Source organism: Streptomyces sp. 2-1 (assembly GCF_048564895.1).
Taxonomy (GTDB): Bacteria; Actinomycetota; Actinomycetes; order Streptomycetales; family Streptomycetaceae; genus Streptomyces; species Streptomyces phaeochromogenes.
This window is the reverse complement of record NZ_CP183383.1, coordinates 7897440-7911171: the sequence shown is the minus strand read 5'-3', so window position 1 is coordinate 7911171 and position 13732 is coordinate 7897440. Positions and strand designations below refer to the sequence as shown.

The 13732-nt window shown below is 72.5% G+C and carries 9 protein-coding genes; 3 read left to right on the top strand and 6 right to left on the bottom strand.

From position 1 onward, the window contains the following. Positions 1-22 precede the first annotated feature (22 nt). Genes ACN20J_RS34870 through ACN20J_RS34860 form a run of 3 tightly spaced genes read left to right on the top strand, consistent with a single transcriptional unit; the run spans position 23 to position 3011 of the window. Positions 23-970 (top strand): ABC transporter permease, encoded by a 948-nt coding sequence (locus tag ACN20J_RS34870; RefSeq protein ID WP_327398575.1) that lies wholly within the window; start codon positions 23-25, stop codon positions 968-970. Then, on the top strand, positions 967-1974 hold the full coding sequence (locus tag ACN20J_RS34865) for an ABC transporter ATP-binding protein (protein ID WP_364196684.1): 1008 nt from the start codon (positions 967-969) through the stop codon (positions 1972-1974). The genes ACN20J_RS34870 and ACN20J_RS34865 overlap by 4 nt, the downstream gene beginning before the upstream one ends. Continuing rightward, the gene (locus ACN20J_RS34860) at positions 1974-3011 is read left to right on the top strand and encodes an ABC transporter ATP-binding protein (RefSeq protein WP_419667539.1); all 1038 of its coding nucleotides are present in this window, start codon (positions 1974-1976) and stop codon (positions 3009-3011) included. Before ACN20J_RS34865 ends, ACN20J_RS34860 begins: the two co-directional genes overlap by 1 nt. 48 nt (positions 3012-3059) lie before the next feature. Here the strand turns inward: ACN20J_RS34860 and ACN20J_RS34855 are convergent, their stop codons facing one another. The 6 genes from ACN20J_RS34855 to infB form a co-directional block, all read right to left on the bottom strand. Next, the gene (locus tag ACN20J_RS34855) at positions 3060-4016 is read right to left on the bottom strand and encodes a bifunctional riboflavin kinase/FAD synthetase (protein ID WP_189845208.1); all 957 of its coding nucleotides are present in this window, start codon (positions 4014-4016) and stop codon (positions 3060-3062) included. A gap of 138 nt (positions 4017-4154) precedes the next feature. Continuing rightward, the gene (locus ACN20J_RS34850; RefSeq protein WP_419667538.1) at positions 4155-8018 is read right to left on the bottom strand and encodes a trypsin-like peptidase domain-containing protein; all 3864 of its coding nucleotides are present in this window, start codon (positions 8016-8018) and stop codon (positions 4155-4157) included. A gap of 313 nt (positions 8019-8331) precedes the next feature. Further along, complete coding sequence (gene truB, locus ACN20J_RS34845) at positions 8332-9237, bottom strand: tRNA pseudouridine(55) synthase TruB (protein WP_361904604.1); 906 nt, start codon at positions 9235-9237, stop codon at positions 8332-8334. Further along, positions 9234-9689 carry a 30S ribosome-binding factor RbfA gene (gene rbfA / locus ACN20J_RS34840; protein ID WP_189845206.1) on the bottom strand — a complete coding sequence of 152 codons (456 nt, stop codon included), beginning with the start codon at positions 9687-9689 and terminating at the stop codon, positions 9234-9236. The genes truB and rbfA overlap by 4 nt, the downstream gene beginning before the upstream one ends. Positions 9690-9756: 67 nt before the next feature. Continuing rightward, positions 9757-10053, bottom strand: coding sequence for a DUF503 domain-containing protein (locus tag ACN20J_RS34835; protein WP_055616319.1), 297 nt, complete (start codon positions 10051-10053; stop codon positions 9757-9759). A gap of 385 nt (positions 10054-10438) precedes the next feature. After that, positions 10439-13615, bottom strand: coding sequence for a translation initiation factor IF-2 (gene infB / locus ACN20J_RS34830; RefSeq protein ID WP_189845205.1), 3177 nt, complete (start codon positions 13613-13615; stop codon positions 10439-10441). Between the last annotated feature and the right edge of the window lie 117 nt (positions 13616-13732).

Genomic DNA, 13732 nt, shown 5'->3' with positions numbered 1-13732 from the left:
GACGACGGACCCGGACGAGCCGATGACCACCGAGGCGCCTCCCCCGGTGGCTCCCTCCGAAGCCCCCTCGCCACCGAAGGCCGGTCCCCGCGCCCTCGCCTGGCAGCGCCGCCGCCGCTCCGCCGCCCGCTTCTGGCAGCGGTACCGCACCCACCGCGCCGGTGTCTTCGGTCTGGCTGCCCTCGCCCTCTTCGCGCTGATCGCGCTCACCGCGCCGCTGACCGTCGGCTCGGACGTGCAGAGCGTGACGAACGCGCCGGGGCGGCCCATGGAGAGCCCGAGCGCCGAATTCCCTTTGGGCACCGACCAGTTCGGGCGCAGTCTGCTCGGTCTCTTGGTGTGGGGGGCGCGGGTCTCCCTCCTTGTCGGGCTGCTGGCGGCCGTCCTCTCGGTCGCGATCGGCGCGCTCATCGGCATCACCGCCGGGCACTTCCGCGGCTGGTACGCGACGGTGATGATGCGGATCACGGACTGGTTCCTGGTCATGCCGACGCTGGTCCTGGCGATCGCGCTCGCGACCGTGATGTCCCGCTCGCTCGGCACGATCATCCTGGCGATCGGTGTCACGACCTGGCCGACGACGGCACGGCTGGTGCGCGCGCAGACCCTCGGCGTGGAGTCCCGGCCGTACATCGAGCGGGCCAGGGCGCTCGGCGGCGGCCACTGGCACGTCATGTCCCGGCACGTCCTGCCCAACGTCATGCCCCTCGTCCTGGCGCAGACGACCCTGATCATCTCCTCCGCGATCCTCGCCGAGGCGACGCTGGCCTTCCTCGGCCTCGGCGACCCGACGGTCGTCTCCTGGGGCGGCCTGCTCCAGGACGCGCGCGAGGCGGGCGCGGTCAGCGCCGGGAAGTGGTGGTACCTCGTGCCGCCGGGCATCGCGATTGCCGTCGTGGCCCTCGCCTTCACGCTGTGCGGGCGCGCGGTCGAGTCCGTCCTCAACCCCAAGCTGGGGGTGACCCGTTGAAGACTCCGAGCACTCCGCCCGCACAACCCCTGCTGGACGTACGGGACTTGAAGGTGACGTACGCCGGAGGTGTGGCCGCCGTGCGCGGGGTCAACCTCACCGTGAACGCGGGCCAGAAGCTCGGCATCGCGGGCGAGTCGGGCTGCGGCAAGTCCACTCTGGCTCTCGCGCTGCTGCGGCTGCTGCCGGCCGGGACCCGGGTGACCGGGGAGATCCTCCTGGACGGCGAGGACGTACTGACCATGAAGTGGGGGCGGGTACGGGCCGTCCGCTGGGCCGGTGCCTCCATCGTGTTCCAGGGCGCCATGCACTCCCTCAACGCCGTGCACCGCGTCGGCGACCAGATCGCCGAGCCGATCCTGCTGCACAGGAAGGCGACCCCGGCGGGCGCGCGGAAGAAGACCGGCGAACTCCTGGAGCAGGTGGGACTTCCGGCGGCGCGGGCGTCCGCGTATCCGCACGAACTGTCCGGCGGCCAGCGCCAGCGCGTGATGATCGCCATGGCCCTCGCCTGCGATCCCCGGCTGGTCATCGCCGACGAACCGACCACCGCACTCGACGTGATGATCCAGGCGCAGATCCTGCGGCTGATCCAACAGCTGGTCTCCGAGCAGGAGTTGGGGCTCATGATGATCAGCCACGACCTGGCGGTGCTGTCCGACACCTGCGACCGGCTCGCGGTGATGTACGCCGGGCGGGTAGTGGAGGAGGGTCCGGCCCGGCAGGTGTACGAGGATGCCCAACACCCGTACGGGCAGGCCCTGTCGGCGGCCTTCCCGCGGATCGGGGACGCCGGATCGCGGTTCGCGCCACGCGGGCTACCGGGCGATCCACCGGATCCCTCGGCCCTCCCGAGCGGGTGCACGTTCCATCCGCGGTGCGCGGTGGCGTTGGACTCGTGTGCCGCGGAGGACCAGGCGCTGCGGGCGGCGGCACCGGACCGCCGGGCGGCCTGCGTGCACGTGGGGCCCGTGGCCGTGGCGGAAGAAGCGAGGACCACCTGATGACGACGACCGCGACGGTCCCCTCGGTGCCCCCGGCCCCCTCCGCTCCCCTGCTGAGCGCCGAGAGCCTGCATGTCACGTTCCCCGCCCGGCGGGGCGACACCGCCCCGGCCCGGGCCGTCGACGGCGTGGACCTCGACATCCGGGCCGGTGAGATCGTCGCCCTGGTCGGCGAGTCGGGCTGCGGCAAGACGACCCTGGCGCGCTCGCTCCTCGGTCTCGTCCCGCCGACTTCCGGCCGTGTCACCTTCGCGGGCCACCCCCTCGACTACTCCTCGCGCGCCCTCAAGGCGTACCGCAAGCGCGTCCAACTGGTCCTCCAGGACCCGAGCGGCTCGCTCAACCCCCGGCACACGGTGTACGACGCGGTGGCCGAGGGCCTGCGCATCCACCGATACGCGGGCGACGAGCGCGAGGCGGTGTCAATGGCCCTCTCCCGGGCGGGACTTCGCCCCCCGGAGCGCTTCTTCCTGCGTTACCCGCACGAACTCTCGGGCGGCCAGCGCCAGCGTGTGGTCATCGCGGGCGCCCTCGTCCTGGAGCCCGAACTCATCGTCGCCGACGAGCCGGTGGCTTCCCTCGACGCATCCGTACGCGGCGAGATCCTGGCCCTGCTCCTGCGACTGCGCGCCGAACTCGGCCTGTCCGCCCTGGTGGTGACCCACGACCTGGGCCTCGCGTGGAACATCGCGGACCGGGTCGCGGTGATGTACCTGGGCCGGATCGTCGAGACGGGAGCCGTGGAAGACGTCCTGACGGCCCCTCAACACCCCTACACCCAGGCCCTGTTGTCGGTCCTGCCCGAGGCCCCCGGCGCCCCGATCGTCCTCACCGGCGAACCCCCCGACCCCTCCCGCATCCCCACCGGCTGCCGCTTCCACGCCCGCTGCCAGATCCTGGCAACCGGCGAGGCGGAACGAGCGGGCGTCGCGGACGCGTGCCGGAGGGAGGACCTACCGGTACTGGACGGCGGAGGCGGGGCACAGGTGGCATGTCACTGGGCCGAGGCCAGTGATCCAGCAGGGGCGCACTACTAGGGGCGCGGGGAACTGCGCACCCAGCGGCAGCCAACCCGCACCCGAAATCTACCGCCCACCGTCATACGCCTCGATCAACTCCCGCGACCTCTTGACGTCGTCAGAAATCGCTTCAAGCAGCGCCTCGATGGACTCGAACTTCGCCTGCCCCCGCACGAAGGCAAGAAAATCCACGGCCACGTGCAAACCGTACAGATCGAGCCCCACCCGATCGATGGCGTAAGCCTCCACCGTCCGCTCGGTCCCGTCGAACTGCGGATTCGTACCGACGGAGATCGCCGCGGGCATCGCCTCGCCCTGCGCGTGCAGCCACCCGGCGTAGACGCCGTCGGCGGGGATCGCGGTGTGCGGGAGTGTCTCGACGTTGGCGGTGGGGAAGCCGAGCTCGCGCCCGCGCTGGGCACCGCGCACGACGATGCCCTCGACGCGGTGCGGGCGGCCGAGGATCTCGCGCGCCCCTTCGACATCGCCCTCGGCGACGAGTCGCCGGGTCATCGTGGAGGAGAAGGGCTCGCCGCCCCCGGCTTCACCGGTCACGTAGAGATCCACCACCTCTACCTCGAAGTCGTACGTCTTGCCCTGCTCGGCGAGGAAGGCGACGTTGCCCGCGGCCTTGTGGCCGAAGCGGAAGTTGGGGCCCTCGACGACGGCCTTGGCGTGCAGCTTGTCGACCAGGACCTTCACCACGAAGTCGGCGGGCGACAGCTTCGAGAACTCGGTGGTGAAGGGCAGGATGAGCAGCGCGTCGACGCCCAGCTCGGCCATCAGCTCGGCGCGGCGGTGGTGCGGAGCGAGCAGCGGCGGGTGGCTGCCGGGGCGCACGACCTCGCTCGGGTGCGGGTCGAAGGTGACGACCACTGACGGGACGCCCAGCTCACGCGCCCGTTCCACGGCATGCGTGATGATCAGCTGATGCCCGCGGTGGACCCCGTCGTACGAGCCGATGGTGACGACGCTGCGCCCCCAGTCCTGGGGGATGTCCTCCAAGCCACGCCAGCGCTGCACTGTGACCGCTCCTCGTCGAACCCGTGTCCGTGTCTGCCTCATTACGCAGCTCTAAGAGTGCCATGCCGGGTCCGCTCGGCCCGCATCGGCATGGGGCGCTGTGACAGGGGGCACGTGACGGCCGCGGAGGGCGCGCGGTCACACCGGAACGCCGGCCCCCGTCAGGTTCTCGATCATGCGCCGTGTGCTGGGTCCGACCAGGGTGGACCAGTCCTCGGGAGCGTCGGTGAGCCAGCCGGCGACCAGGGCGGCGAAGCAGGGAATCCGGCGGCTCTGGTCGAGCAGGGCCCGGTCGAAGACGGTGGCACCGTCCGGGGTGCGGACGAGCAGGAGGCCGGCGCTGTGGACCAGCGCGCGGATGTGCTCCTCACCGCTGCGGGACACACCGCGGACCGCGCTGAGGGACACGCTGAGAGACGCGCTGAGAGACTCGTTGAGGGCCGCACCCTCCGCGGCGGCCCGTACGAGCGCGTCCAGGACCACCGGGTCGTGCTCGCGTGTCAGCAGCAGGTCCAGGAACTCGCGGCGCAGGGGGTGGGCCGCGGGCGTGCCGGGTGCCGCGAACACCTCGGCGAGCGCGGCCCGCAACTGCGGCCTGCCCCCGTCGAGCAGCCCGGTGACCAGGGGATACAGCACGGAACGGGCCGCGGGACCGTGCTCGAGCCGCCGGTCGACGTACGCCGCCACATGCGCGACCGCTTCCGGACGCCGCTCCACGACATCCCGTACGAGCACGGCGACGCGGCGGGCCAGCGCGGGTGTGGTGACCTCGGCGAGCGTGCGCAGCGCCTCGCCGGTGTCCGGCTCGCGCAGCCGGTCGCCGAACGCGGCGAGGACCGGTTCCGGATGCGTCGCCAGCGCCGCCACCAGCGCGCTCGCGGGCAGGCGCGGGTCGCCCGCCCTGAAGCGCGCGAGGGCCCCCGGCAGATGGCGGGCCCGGGTGTGCGGATCGCGGACGAGGAGCGCAAGCGCGGCCCCGTGCAGGGTGCAGTCGCCGGGGCGGGCGAGCAGGAAGAGCGCGGCGTAGCGCAGCAGCTCGCGGTCGGCCTCGGTGCGCACGTGCGGCGCGGCCCGCAGTCCGTGGGTCATCGCCGCCGTCCGGCGGGCCGGCCGCTCATCGTGCGTCCAGCGGTCGACCGCCCGGCACACCGCGGACGGTTCCTCCTCCGCGAGAACGGCCAGGAGCTCGTCGGCGCGCGGGTGTGCACTCTCGGCCAGGGCCTCCGTGAGGTCGTCCAGGGCGCGGCGCCGATGGGTGTGGAGCAGGGCCTGGGCGGCGGTCGCGACGGTGGCGTCGGGGGTCGCGGGCAGCGGACGCTCGTCGTCGAACCAGTGGGTCAGGTGGGGCTGAGCGGCGGCCGGGTCGGCGGCGAGCAGCCCGGACACAGCGTCCAGGTAACGGAGTTCGGTGGCCGGCGGTGCCTCGTCCGCGACGACGAGCCGCCTCAGCAGATCGAAGCGGTGCGCCTCCGGCAGCCGCAGCCGGGTCCAGAAGACGGGCCCGAACTCCTCCGGCACGGCCCGCCCTTCGGCCCGCCACGTCACCACCCGCTCGGCGAGGTGCCGCAGCACTCCGACGTACGGGGTCGCGTCGGGCACCCGGAGCAGTACGCCACTGAGGAGGCGGGTGGCCCACCAGGACCCGGCGTCCGTCGCCTCCAGTTCGTCCACCGCGCGAAGCAGTTCACGCAGCCGGAGGGTGAGATCGGCGTCCCCTTGTTGACGCGGCAGGAGGAGCAGGGCGTGGAGGACGGGGCCGATGCGGTGACGGGGTACGGGAGGAGGCTCGGGCCCGTACGGGGACTCGGGCCCGCCCTCGGCCCCCGGCTCATCCCGATGCTCGGCGCCCCGGTGGTGCACCAGCGCCCGGAGTGCCGTGTCGAGGTCGAGGTGCATGCCCTGGATCCAGTCGGCCAGCTCCTCATGGGCGAAGCGGTAGCCGTCTCCGGCGGGCACGAGGAGGCCCTCCGTGAGGACCGCGGAGGCCCACCCGGTACAGCCGCCGAGCCGTCGGTCGGGCACCGGCCCCCACGGGAACACGGACTCGAACGCCGCCCGGTCCAACTCCCCCTGCCCAGGCCCCAGACAGCGCCGCGCTGCCGCGTGCACCTGCCCGGAGACCCTGGCCGCGAGCCGCCGTACGGCCGTGCCGCGCAGCCCGTTCGCCGCCGCGAGCCGTACGGCCACCCGCAGACACATCAGATCGAGATACGCGGCGAAGACCTCGTCCCGCCCGACAGGCTCGACCGACTCGTCCCGCTCGACCGGCCCGACCGGCTCGTCCTGCTCGTCCGAGGCGCCGGGCAGCGACATCGCGGCCCGTACCTCCGACAGCAGCCGCAGCATCAGCGGATGGCGAGCGTCGGGGCCGTCCAAGGCTCCCTCCGGCACCCCGTACCGCGCCCTGGCCCGCCGTGCCTCGCCCTCGTCCAGATCCCCGAGGCGTACACAGGCGGGCAGCCCGCCGGGGGCCTCGTCGCCGCCCCGCTCGGACCCGTACAGCAGCTCGCGCGGGAACTCCGCCCCCGCCCGCTCCCAGTACTCGGCCCGGCAGGCCACGACGAGACGTGCCCCGTGCGCCCGCAGCCACTCGGCGGTGCCCCCGGTCCACTCGGACAGCCGGTGCGCGAGAGCGGGCGGCATCTCCTCGGGGCTGTCGAGGAGGAGCAGGAGGGGACGTCCGGCGTCCCGGGCGAGACGGGCCAGCCGCTCGGGACCGATGTCACCGAGTCCGCTGTCGGAGGGGCCCGGCTCCGGCGAGGGCGTCCAGGCGCCGACTCCTCCGGCCTCCACCGCACGACTGGGGGCCGAGGTCGAAGTCGATGCGGGAGCCGGGTCCGAAGCCGAGGCCGCCACAATCCGCCCCGCCCGCTCCAGCGCCCTCCTCGCCGCGTCGGCCACCGACGAGTCGGCGTCCAGCAGGTCGGCTCCCCGCAGCCACAGCGTCGGAGCCGGTTCAGCGCCCTGGTCGCGCCGGGCGGAGAGGGCCGCCAGTTCCGTCGTACGGCCGCTGCCCGGAGCCCCGACGAGCCCCAGAACGGCGTACGGGCTCTCGCCGAAGGCCCTCAACTCCCGTACCGCATCGACTCGTTCGACGGGATCGACCCCACCGGAGCCCGGCGGCGCCTCGACGGTGGCGGCCAGCTCCAGCACGCCCGCCAGGTTGAGGTCGTCCCCGTACGCGGGGACTGTCGCCGCGTTGCGGGCCAGCAACTCGGCGAGCGCATCGCCGGAGCCAGAACCAGAGCCGGGGGCGGCGCCGGAGCCGGAGGCCGTCCGCCCCGCGGACAACGGCACGGCGAAGCCTCCCACCCGTCGCCCGGAGTGAAGTGCCGTTCCCAGAACGGCGACGACCGCGCCGGTGGCCGCGTCGACCACCGGTCCCCCGGCCGCCCCGCCCCCGAGCCGCAGCGCATCGCTTCCCGCCGTGCCGATCGCCAACTCCAGGGCGTCGTCAAGGAGATGGAAACGGTCGGTCGCCGTGTACGTCACGGCGGACGTGGCACCCAGCACCCGGGCCTCGCGCCAGCCGCCCGCGGCGATACGGACGTACGTACCGCTCTCCACGGAGTCCCGGACGGTGATCGGGAGGGGGGCGAGGCCGAGGCCGTCCGTGCCGGGACCGTCCATGTGGATCAGGGCGAGGTTCAGGGACGGCAGGAGGGTGACGGAGTCCGCCGGAACCAGGCAGGTGCGGTCACCCGGGGCGTGCAGGACGAGGCGGGCGAGGCCGTCGACCGCCTCGTGGCTGGTGATCACCGTGCCCCGGTGGTCGGCGACGAACCCGGTGCCGCGCGGCCGTCCGGCCAGATCACTGATCCGTACCAGGGCCCGGTCCGCGGCCTCGACCACGTCCGCCGCTTCGACCGAGTGCGCTGCGTCGGCGTCGTACGCGGCCTCAGCCGCGTACGACGACTCGGGTGCCTGCGCCGCCTCGGGTGCGTGCCGGGCAGCGTCCGGCAACTGATGACGGCCCCCGGTCCGCGGGCCCCGTCCCGCCATGCTCGAACCTCCCCGCCGCGCGCGTCGCACCGTGCCACCGACGCCTCGTCTCCGACGGTAGGCGCGAGGTGATCGGGTGCGACAGATCGCGAGCCGAACGAGCCCCCTTCCGCTCCCCCGGTTCACTCCGAGCGCCTGCCCGGACGGGTGAATACACGAGGTCGGATGGATACACCCTTGGGTGGGGGAACCGAGGGGGGACAGTGGAGCGGCGCACACAGGAATCCCCGTGAACGCCGCTCCACGACGAACCCGGCCGACCCGACCGAGCGGGCCGACCGACCAGCGACCGGCGGCCGGCGACCCACACAGGTCAGCCGAACACCGCCAGGCTCTTCGCCTTGCCCTTCTGCTCCTCCACCAGTGCCAGGAACCGCCCCTCGGGATCGAACACTCCGACGGCCCCGGCCCCGGCGTACTCCTCGGGCATCTCCAGCCGCACACCGTTCGTCAGCAGCTGCCCGCGCTTGGCGTCCACGTTCCAGCGGGGGAACGCGGCCTCGGCGGCCTCCGCCATCGGCATCACGGTCAGCTCCTCCTGGAGCTGGTCGAGGGTGCGGGCGGAGTCGAGCTTGTACGGGCCGACGCGGGTGCGGCGGAGCGCGGTGAGATGGCCGCCTACGCCCAGGTCCGCGCCCAGGTCGCGGGCGAGCGCGCGGATGTACGTGCCGGACGAGCAGACGACCGAGACGACCAGGTCGAGGACGGGCGTACCGTCCTCGGCGACCGCGTCCCGGATGTCGTACACGGCGAACGAGGAGATCCGTACCGGACGGGCCGGGATCTCGAAGTCCTCGCCGTCGCGTGCCCGCTTGTACGAGCGCACGCCGTTGATCTTGATGGCGCTGACCTTGGACGGCACCTGCATGATGTCGCCGCTGAGCTTGGCGATACCGGCGTCGACCGCGTCCCGGACCACCTTGGAGGCGTCCGTGGACGAGGTGATGTCACCCTCGGCGTCGTCGGTCAGGGTGTTCTGCCCGAGCCGGATCGTGCCGAGGTACTCCTTCTCGGTCAGCGCGAGGTGTCCGAGGAGCTTGGTCGCCTTCTCGACACCGAGGACGAGCACGCCCGTCGCCATGGGGTCGAGGGTGCCCGCGTGTCCGACGCGGCGGGTCTTCGCGATCCCGCGCATCTTGGCGACCACGTCGTGCGAAGTGAAGCCCGACGGCTTGTCCACGATGACAAGGCCGTCGGGCGTCTTCTGCTTCTGCGTCATTCCGCGGCGTCGCCGTCCGTCTCGTCGTCCTCGCCCGGCTTCTTGTACGGGTCCGCTTCACCGGCGAAGGTGGCGCCGGCCGAGACCTCGCGCACCTTCGCGTCCGAGGCCCGTGCCTTGTCGAGCAGGTCCTCGATGGTCTTGGCGGTGTCCGGCAGGGCGTCCGCCACGAAGGTGAGGGTCGGCGTGAACTTCACACCGGCCGCCGCACCCACGGCCGAGCGGAGCACGCCCTTGGCGCTCTCCAGGCCCGCGGCGGCCTCCGCACGCTCCTCGTCGTCCCCGTACACCGTGTAGAAGACGGTCGCCTCCCGGAGGTCCCCGGTGACCCGGGTGTCCGTGATGGTCACATGCGAACCGAGCCGCGGGTCCTTGATCCCGCGCTGCAGCTTCTGGGCCACCACCTCTCGGATGAGGTCCGCCAGCTTCTTCGCCCGCGCGTTGTCGGCCACTGGTCCGTCTCCCTCTTTCTTACTGTTCTGTGTACGGCCGATCCTCGTCGCCGCACGCTGCATACGCTCAGTCGTCGTCTTCGCCGTGGAACCGCCGTCTCACCGACAGCAGCTCCACCTCGGGACGGCCGGCGACCAGACGCTCGCAGTGGTCCAGTACGTCGGTCAGGTGCCCGGCGTCCGCCGACACCACCGCGAGGCCGATGCCGGCCCTCCGGTGGAGGTCCAGGTGGTCTACCTCGGCCGCGCTCACCGCGTACTTCCGCTGGAGTTCGGCCACGATGGGGCGGACGACGGAGCGTTTCTCCTTCAGTGACCGTACGTCGCCGAGGAGCAGATCGAAGGACAGAGTCCCCACGTACATATGTGTATCCGGATGTCCCGCCGGTACGGGGTAGATGGCCCGGCCAAGCTCTTCGCCGGAACACCAGAACGGTACAACGAACCACCGTCCCCACTCGACGGAGTTTCGCCCCCGCCGCCCCTACCCGTTCCCGTCCCCTGGGGGCTGCCGCCCCCAGACCCCCGCTATCGGCCTGAACGGCCTCGTCCTCAAACGCCGGACGGGCTGAAAATGTCGGCCCGGGCCGACAAAATCCAGCCCCTCCGGCGTTTGAGGAGCGGGGGTTCGGGGGCGGAGCCCCCGAAAGGGACGGGTAGGGGCGGCGGGGGCGGAAAACCCCGCGGGGGCCGGTCGACGAGGACGTGTCCTCGTCGGCCAACCCCACACGGTTCCAACCCGCCGCGGACTACGACCGCGGCTTCTCGCGCATCTCGTACGTCGCGATGACGTCGTCGATCTTGATGTCGTTGAAGTTTCCGAGGTTGATACCGCCCTCGAAGCCTTCGCGGATCTCGGTGACGTCGTCCTTGAAGCGCCGCAGACCGGAGATGGTGAGGCTCTCCGCGATGACCTTGCCATCGCGCAGCAACCGCGCCTTGGTGTTGCGCTTGACCTCGCCGGAGCGGACCAGCACACCGGCGATGTTGCCCAGCTTGGACGAGCGGAAGACCTCGCGGATCTCCGCCGTGCCGAGCTCGACCTCTTCGTACTCCGGCTTGAGCATGCCCTTGAGGGCTGCCTCGATCTCCTCGATGGCCTGGTAGATCACCGAGTAGTAGCGGACGTCGACGCCCTCGCGCTCCGCCATCTGCGCCGCGCGGCCCGCAGCGCGGACGTTGAAGCCGATGACGATCGCGTCGGAGCCGGTCGCCAGGTCGATGTCCGACTCGGTGACCGCACCCACGCCGCGGTGCAGGACGCGGATGTCGACCTCTTCGCCGACGTCGAGCTGGAGCAGCGAGGACTCGAGAGCCTCCACCGAACCGGACGCGTCGCCCTTGATGATGAGGTTGAGTTCCTGCACCAGACCGGCCTTGAGCGCCTCGTCCAGGTTCTCCAGGGAGAACCGGACTCCACGCCGGGCGAAGTTGGCGTTGCGCTCACGCGCCGCGCGCTTCTCGGCGATCTGACGCGCCGTGCGGTCCTCGTCGACGACCAGGAAGTTGTCGCCGGCACCCGGGACGTTGGTGAGACCCAGGACCAGGACGGGGGTCGACGGACCCGCTTCCTCGACGTTGTTGCCGTTGTCGTCGAGCATCGCCCGGACACGGCCGTACGCGTCGCCGACCACCATCGTGTCGCCGATGCGCAGCGTGCCGCGCTGGACCAGGACCGTCGAGACGGCACCGCGGCCACGGTCGAGGTGGGACTCGATCGCAATACCCTGCGCGTCCTGCTCCGGGTTGGCCCGCAGGTCGAGCGAGGCGTCCGCGGTGAGGACCACGGCCTCCAGCAGGCTCTCGATGTTGAGGCCCTGCTTGGCGGAGATGTCGACGAACATCGTGTCGCCGCCGTACTCCTCGGCCACCAGACCGAACTCGGTGAGCTGACCGCGCACCTTGGTCGGGTCGGCACCCTCGACGTCGATCTTGTTGACCGCGACCACGATCGGCACCTCGGCCGCCTTGGCGTGGTTCAGCGCCTCGATCGTCTGGGGCATCACACCGTCGTTGGCCGCCACCACGAGGATCGCGATGTCGGTCGACTTGGCACCACGGGCACGCATGGCGGTGAACGCCTCGTGACCCGGGGTGTCGATGAAGGTGATGCGACGCTCTTCGCCGTTGACCTCGGTCGCGACCTGGTAGGCACCGATGTGCTGGGTGATGCCACCGGCCTCGCCCGCGACGACGTTCGTCTTGCGGATGGTGTCGAGAAGGCGGGTCTTACCGTGGTCGACGTGACCCATGACGGTCACGACCGGCGGACGCGCGACGAGGAACTCCTCGCCACCCTCGTCCTCGCCGAACTCGATGTCGAAGGACTCGAGCAGCTCGCGGTCCTCCTCCTCGGGGCTGACGATCTCGAGGACGAAGTTCATCTCGTCCGCGAGAAGCTTCAGCGTCTCGTCGGAGACGGACTGCGTGGCAGTGACCATCTCGCCGAGGTTCATCATCACGCCGACGAGCGACGCCGGGTTGGCGTTGATCTTCTCGGCGAAGTCGGTGAGGGACGCACCGCGCGACAGACGGACGGACTGTCCGTTGCCACGAGGCAGCATCACACCGCCGACCGACGGGGCCTGCATGGCCTCGTACTCCTGGCGCCTCTGCCGCTTCGACTTGCGACCACGACGCGCGGGACCGCCGGGACGGCCGAAGGCGCCCTGCGTGCCACCACGGCCACCCGGACCACCGGGACGGCCACCGAAGCCGGGACGACCGCCGCCGCCACCGCCGGGACCACCCGGACGGCCGGCGAAACCGCCGCCACCGCCACCGGGACCACCGGGACGACCTGCGAAACCGCCACCGCCGCCACCGGGACCGCCGGGACGACCTGCGAAGCCGCCGCCACCGGGACGACCGCCGCCACCGCCACCGCCGGGACGACCGCCACCGCCGGGACCGCGGCCACCGGGGCCACCGCCGCCGGGACGCGGAGTACCGGCAGCGGGACGCTGCGGCATCATGCCGGGGTTCGGACGGTTGCCGCCGGGGCCGCCGCCGGGACGCGGAGCGCCACCGGGACCACCCTGCGGGCGAGGCATGCCGCCCGGGCTCGGACGGTTGCCGCCGGGGCCGCCGCCGGGACGCGGAGCGCCGCCGGGACCACCCTGCGGACGGGGACCACGGTCCTGGCCCGCGCCCTGGGGACGCGAGCCGCCCGGGGCACCGGCACCGGGGCCGCCAGGTCCGCCGGGGCCAGGACGTGCGCCGCCCGGACGGGGCGCCTGCGGGCGCGCCATACCGGTGGAGCCACCGGAGGTGAACGGGTTGTTGCCCGGACGGGGACCGGCGGGACGACCACCGGGACGCGTGCCCTGGCCGCCGGGACGCGGGGCGCCCTGACGGTCGCCACGGTCACCGCGCTCGCCGCGGCCCTGACCGGGACCACCCTGACCGCCCTGTGCGGGGCCGGCCGGACGGACACCGGGCTTCGGGGCGCCGGGACGCGCACCGCTCGGACGGGGACCCGCGGCCGGGGCCGGGGAGGCCGCCGGAGCGGCGGGAGCCGCCGGGGGTGCCGTGAACTCGGGCGCGGCCGGAGCCGGGGACGCCGGAGCGGGCTTCGGCGCCGGGGGCTTGGGGCCCGGACGCGGGCCTGCGGCCGGAGTCACCGGGGACGCGGGCGTCTCCGCGGCGGCCGGCTTCGGGGCCGGCGGGCGCGGCGCTGCCGGACCCGGACGGGCGCCCTGCGCCGGAGAAGGCGCGCCGGGCCTGGCGGGCGCGGCCTTGCGCGGGGCGGGCTTGCCGCCGCCGTTGCCCTGCTGCAGGGCGTCGGTCAGCTTGCGTACTACGGGCGCCTCGATCGTCGAGGACGCCGAACGGACAAATTCACCGAGTTCTTGGAGCTTGGCCATGACGACCTTGCTCTCCACCCCGAACTCCTTGGCGAGTTCGTATACCCGGACCTTAGCCACTTCGCTCCTTTTAGGTCCGGGTTGCGTCCGGACCGTCGCTACTTCATGGGCGTACTCATCGCGTGCTCATCGAGTGCTCATCGCAATCTCGACCTACTTCCAACTCGCGGGGTACCA

Bases quoted from the DNA above. Each gene is read 5' to 3' on its own strand.
- ACN20J_RS34870 (WP_327398575.1), top strand. From the start codon at position 23: ATGACCACCGAGGCGCCTCCCCCGGTGGCTCCCTCCGAAGCCCCCTCG.
- ACN20J_RS34835 (WP_055616319.1), bottom strand. From the start codon at position 10,053: ATGTACGTGGGGACTCTGTCCTTCGATCTGCTCCTCGGCGACGTACGG.
- truB (WP_361904604.1), bottom strand. From the start codon at position 9,237: ATGACGCAGAAGCAGAAGACGCCCGACGGCCTTGTCATCGTGGACAAG.
- ACN20J_RS34850 (WP_419667538.1), bottom strand. From the start codon at position 8,018: ATGGCGGGACGGGGCCCGCGGACCGGGGGCCGTCATCAGTTGCCGGAC.
- ACN20J_RS34860 (WP_419667539.1), top strand. From the start codon at position 1,974: ATGACGACGACCGCGACGGTCCCCTCGGTGCCCCCGGCCCCCTCCGCT.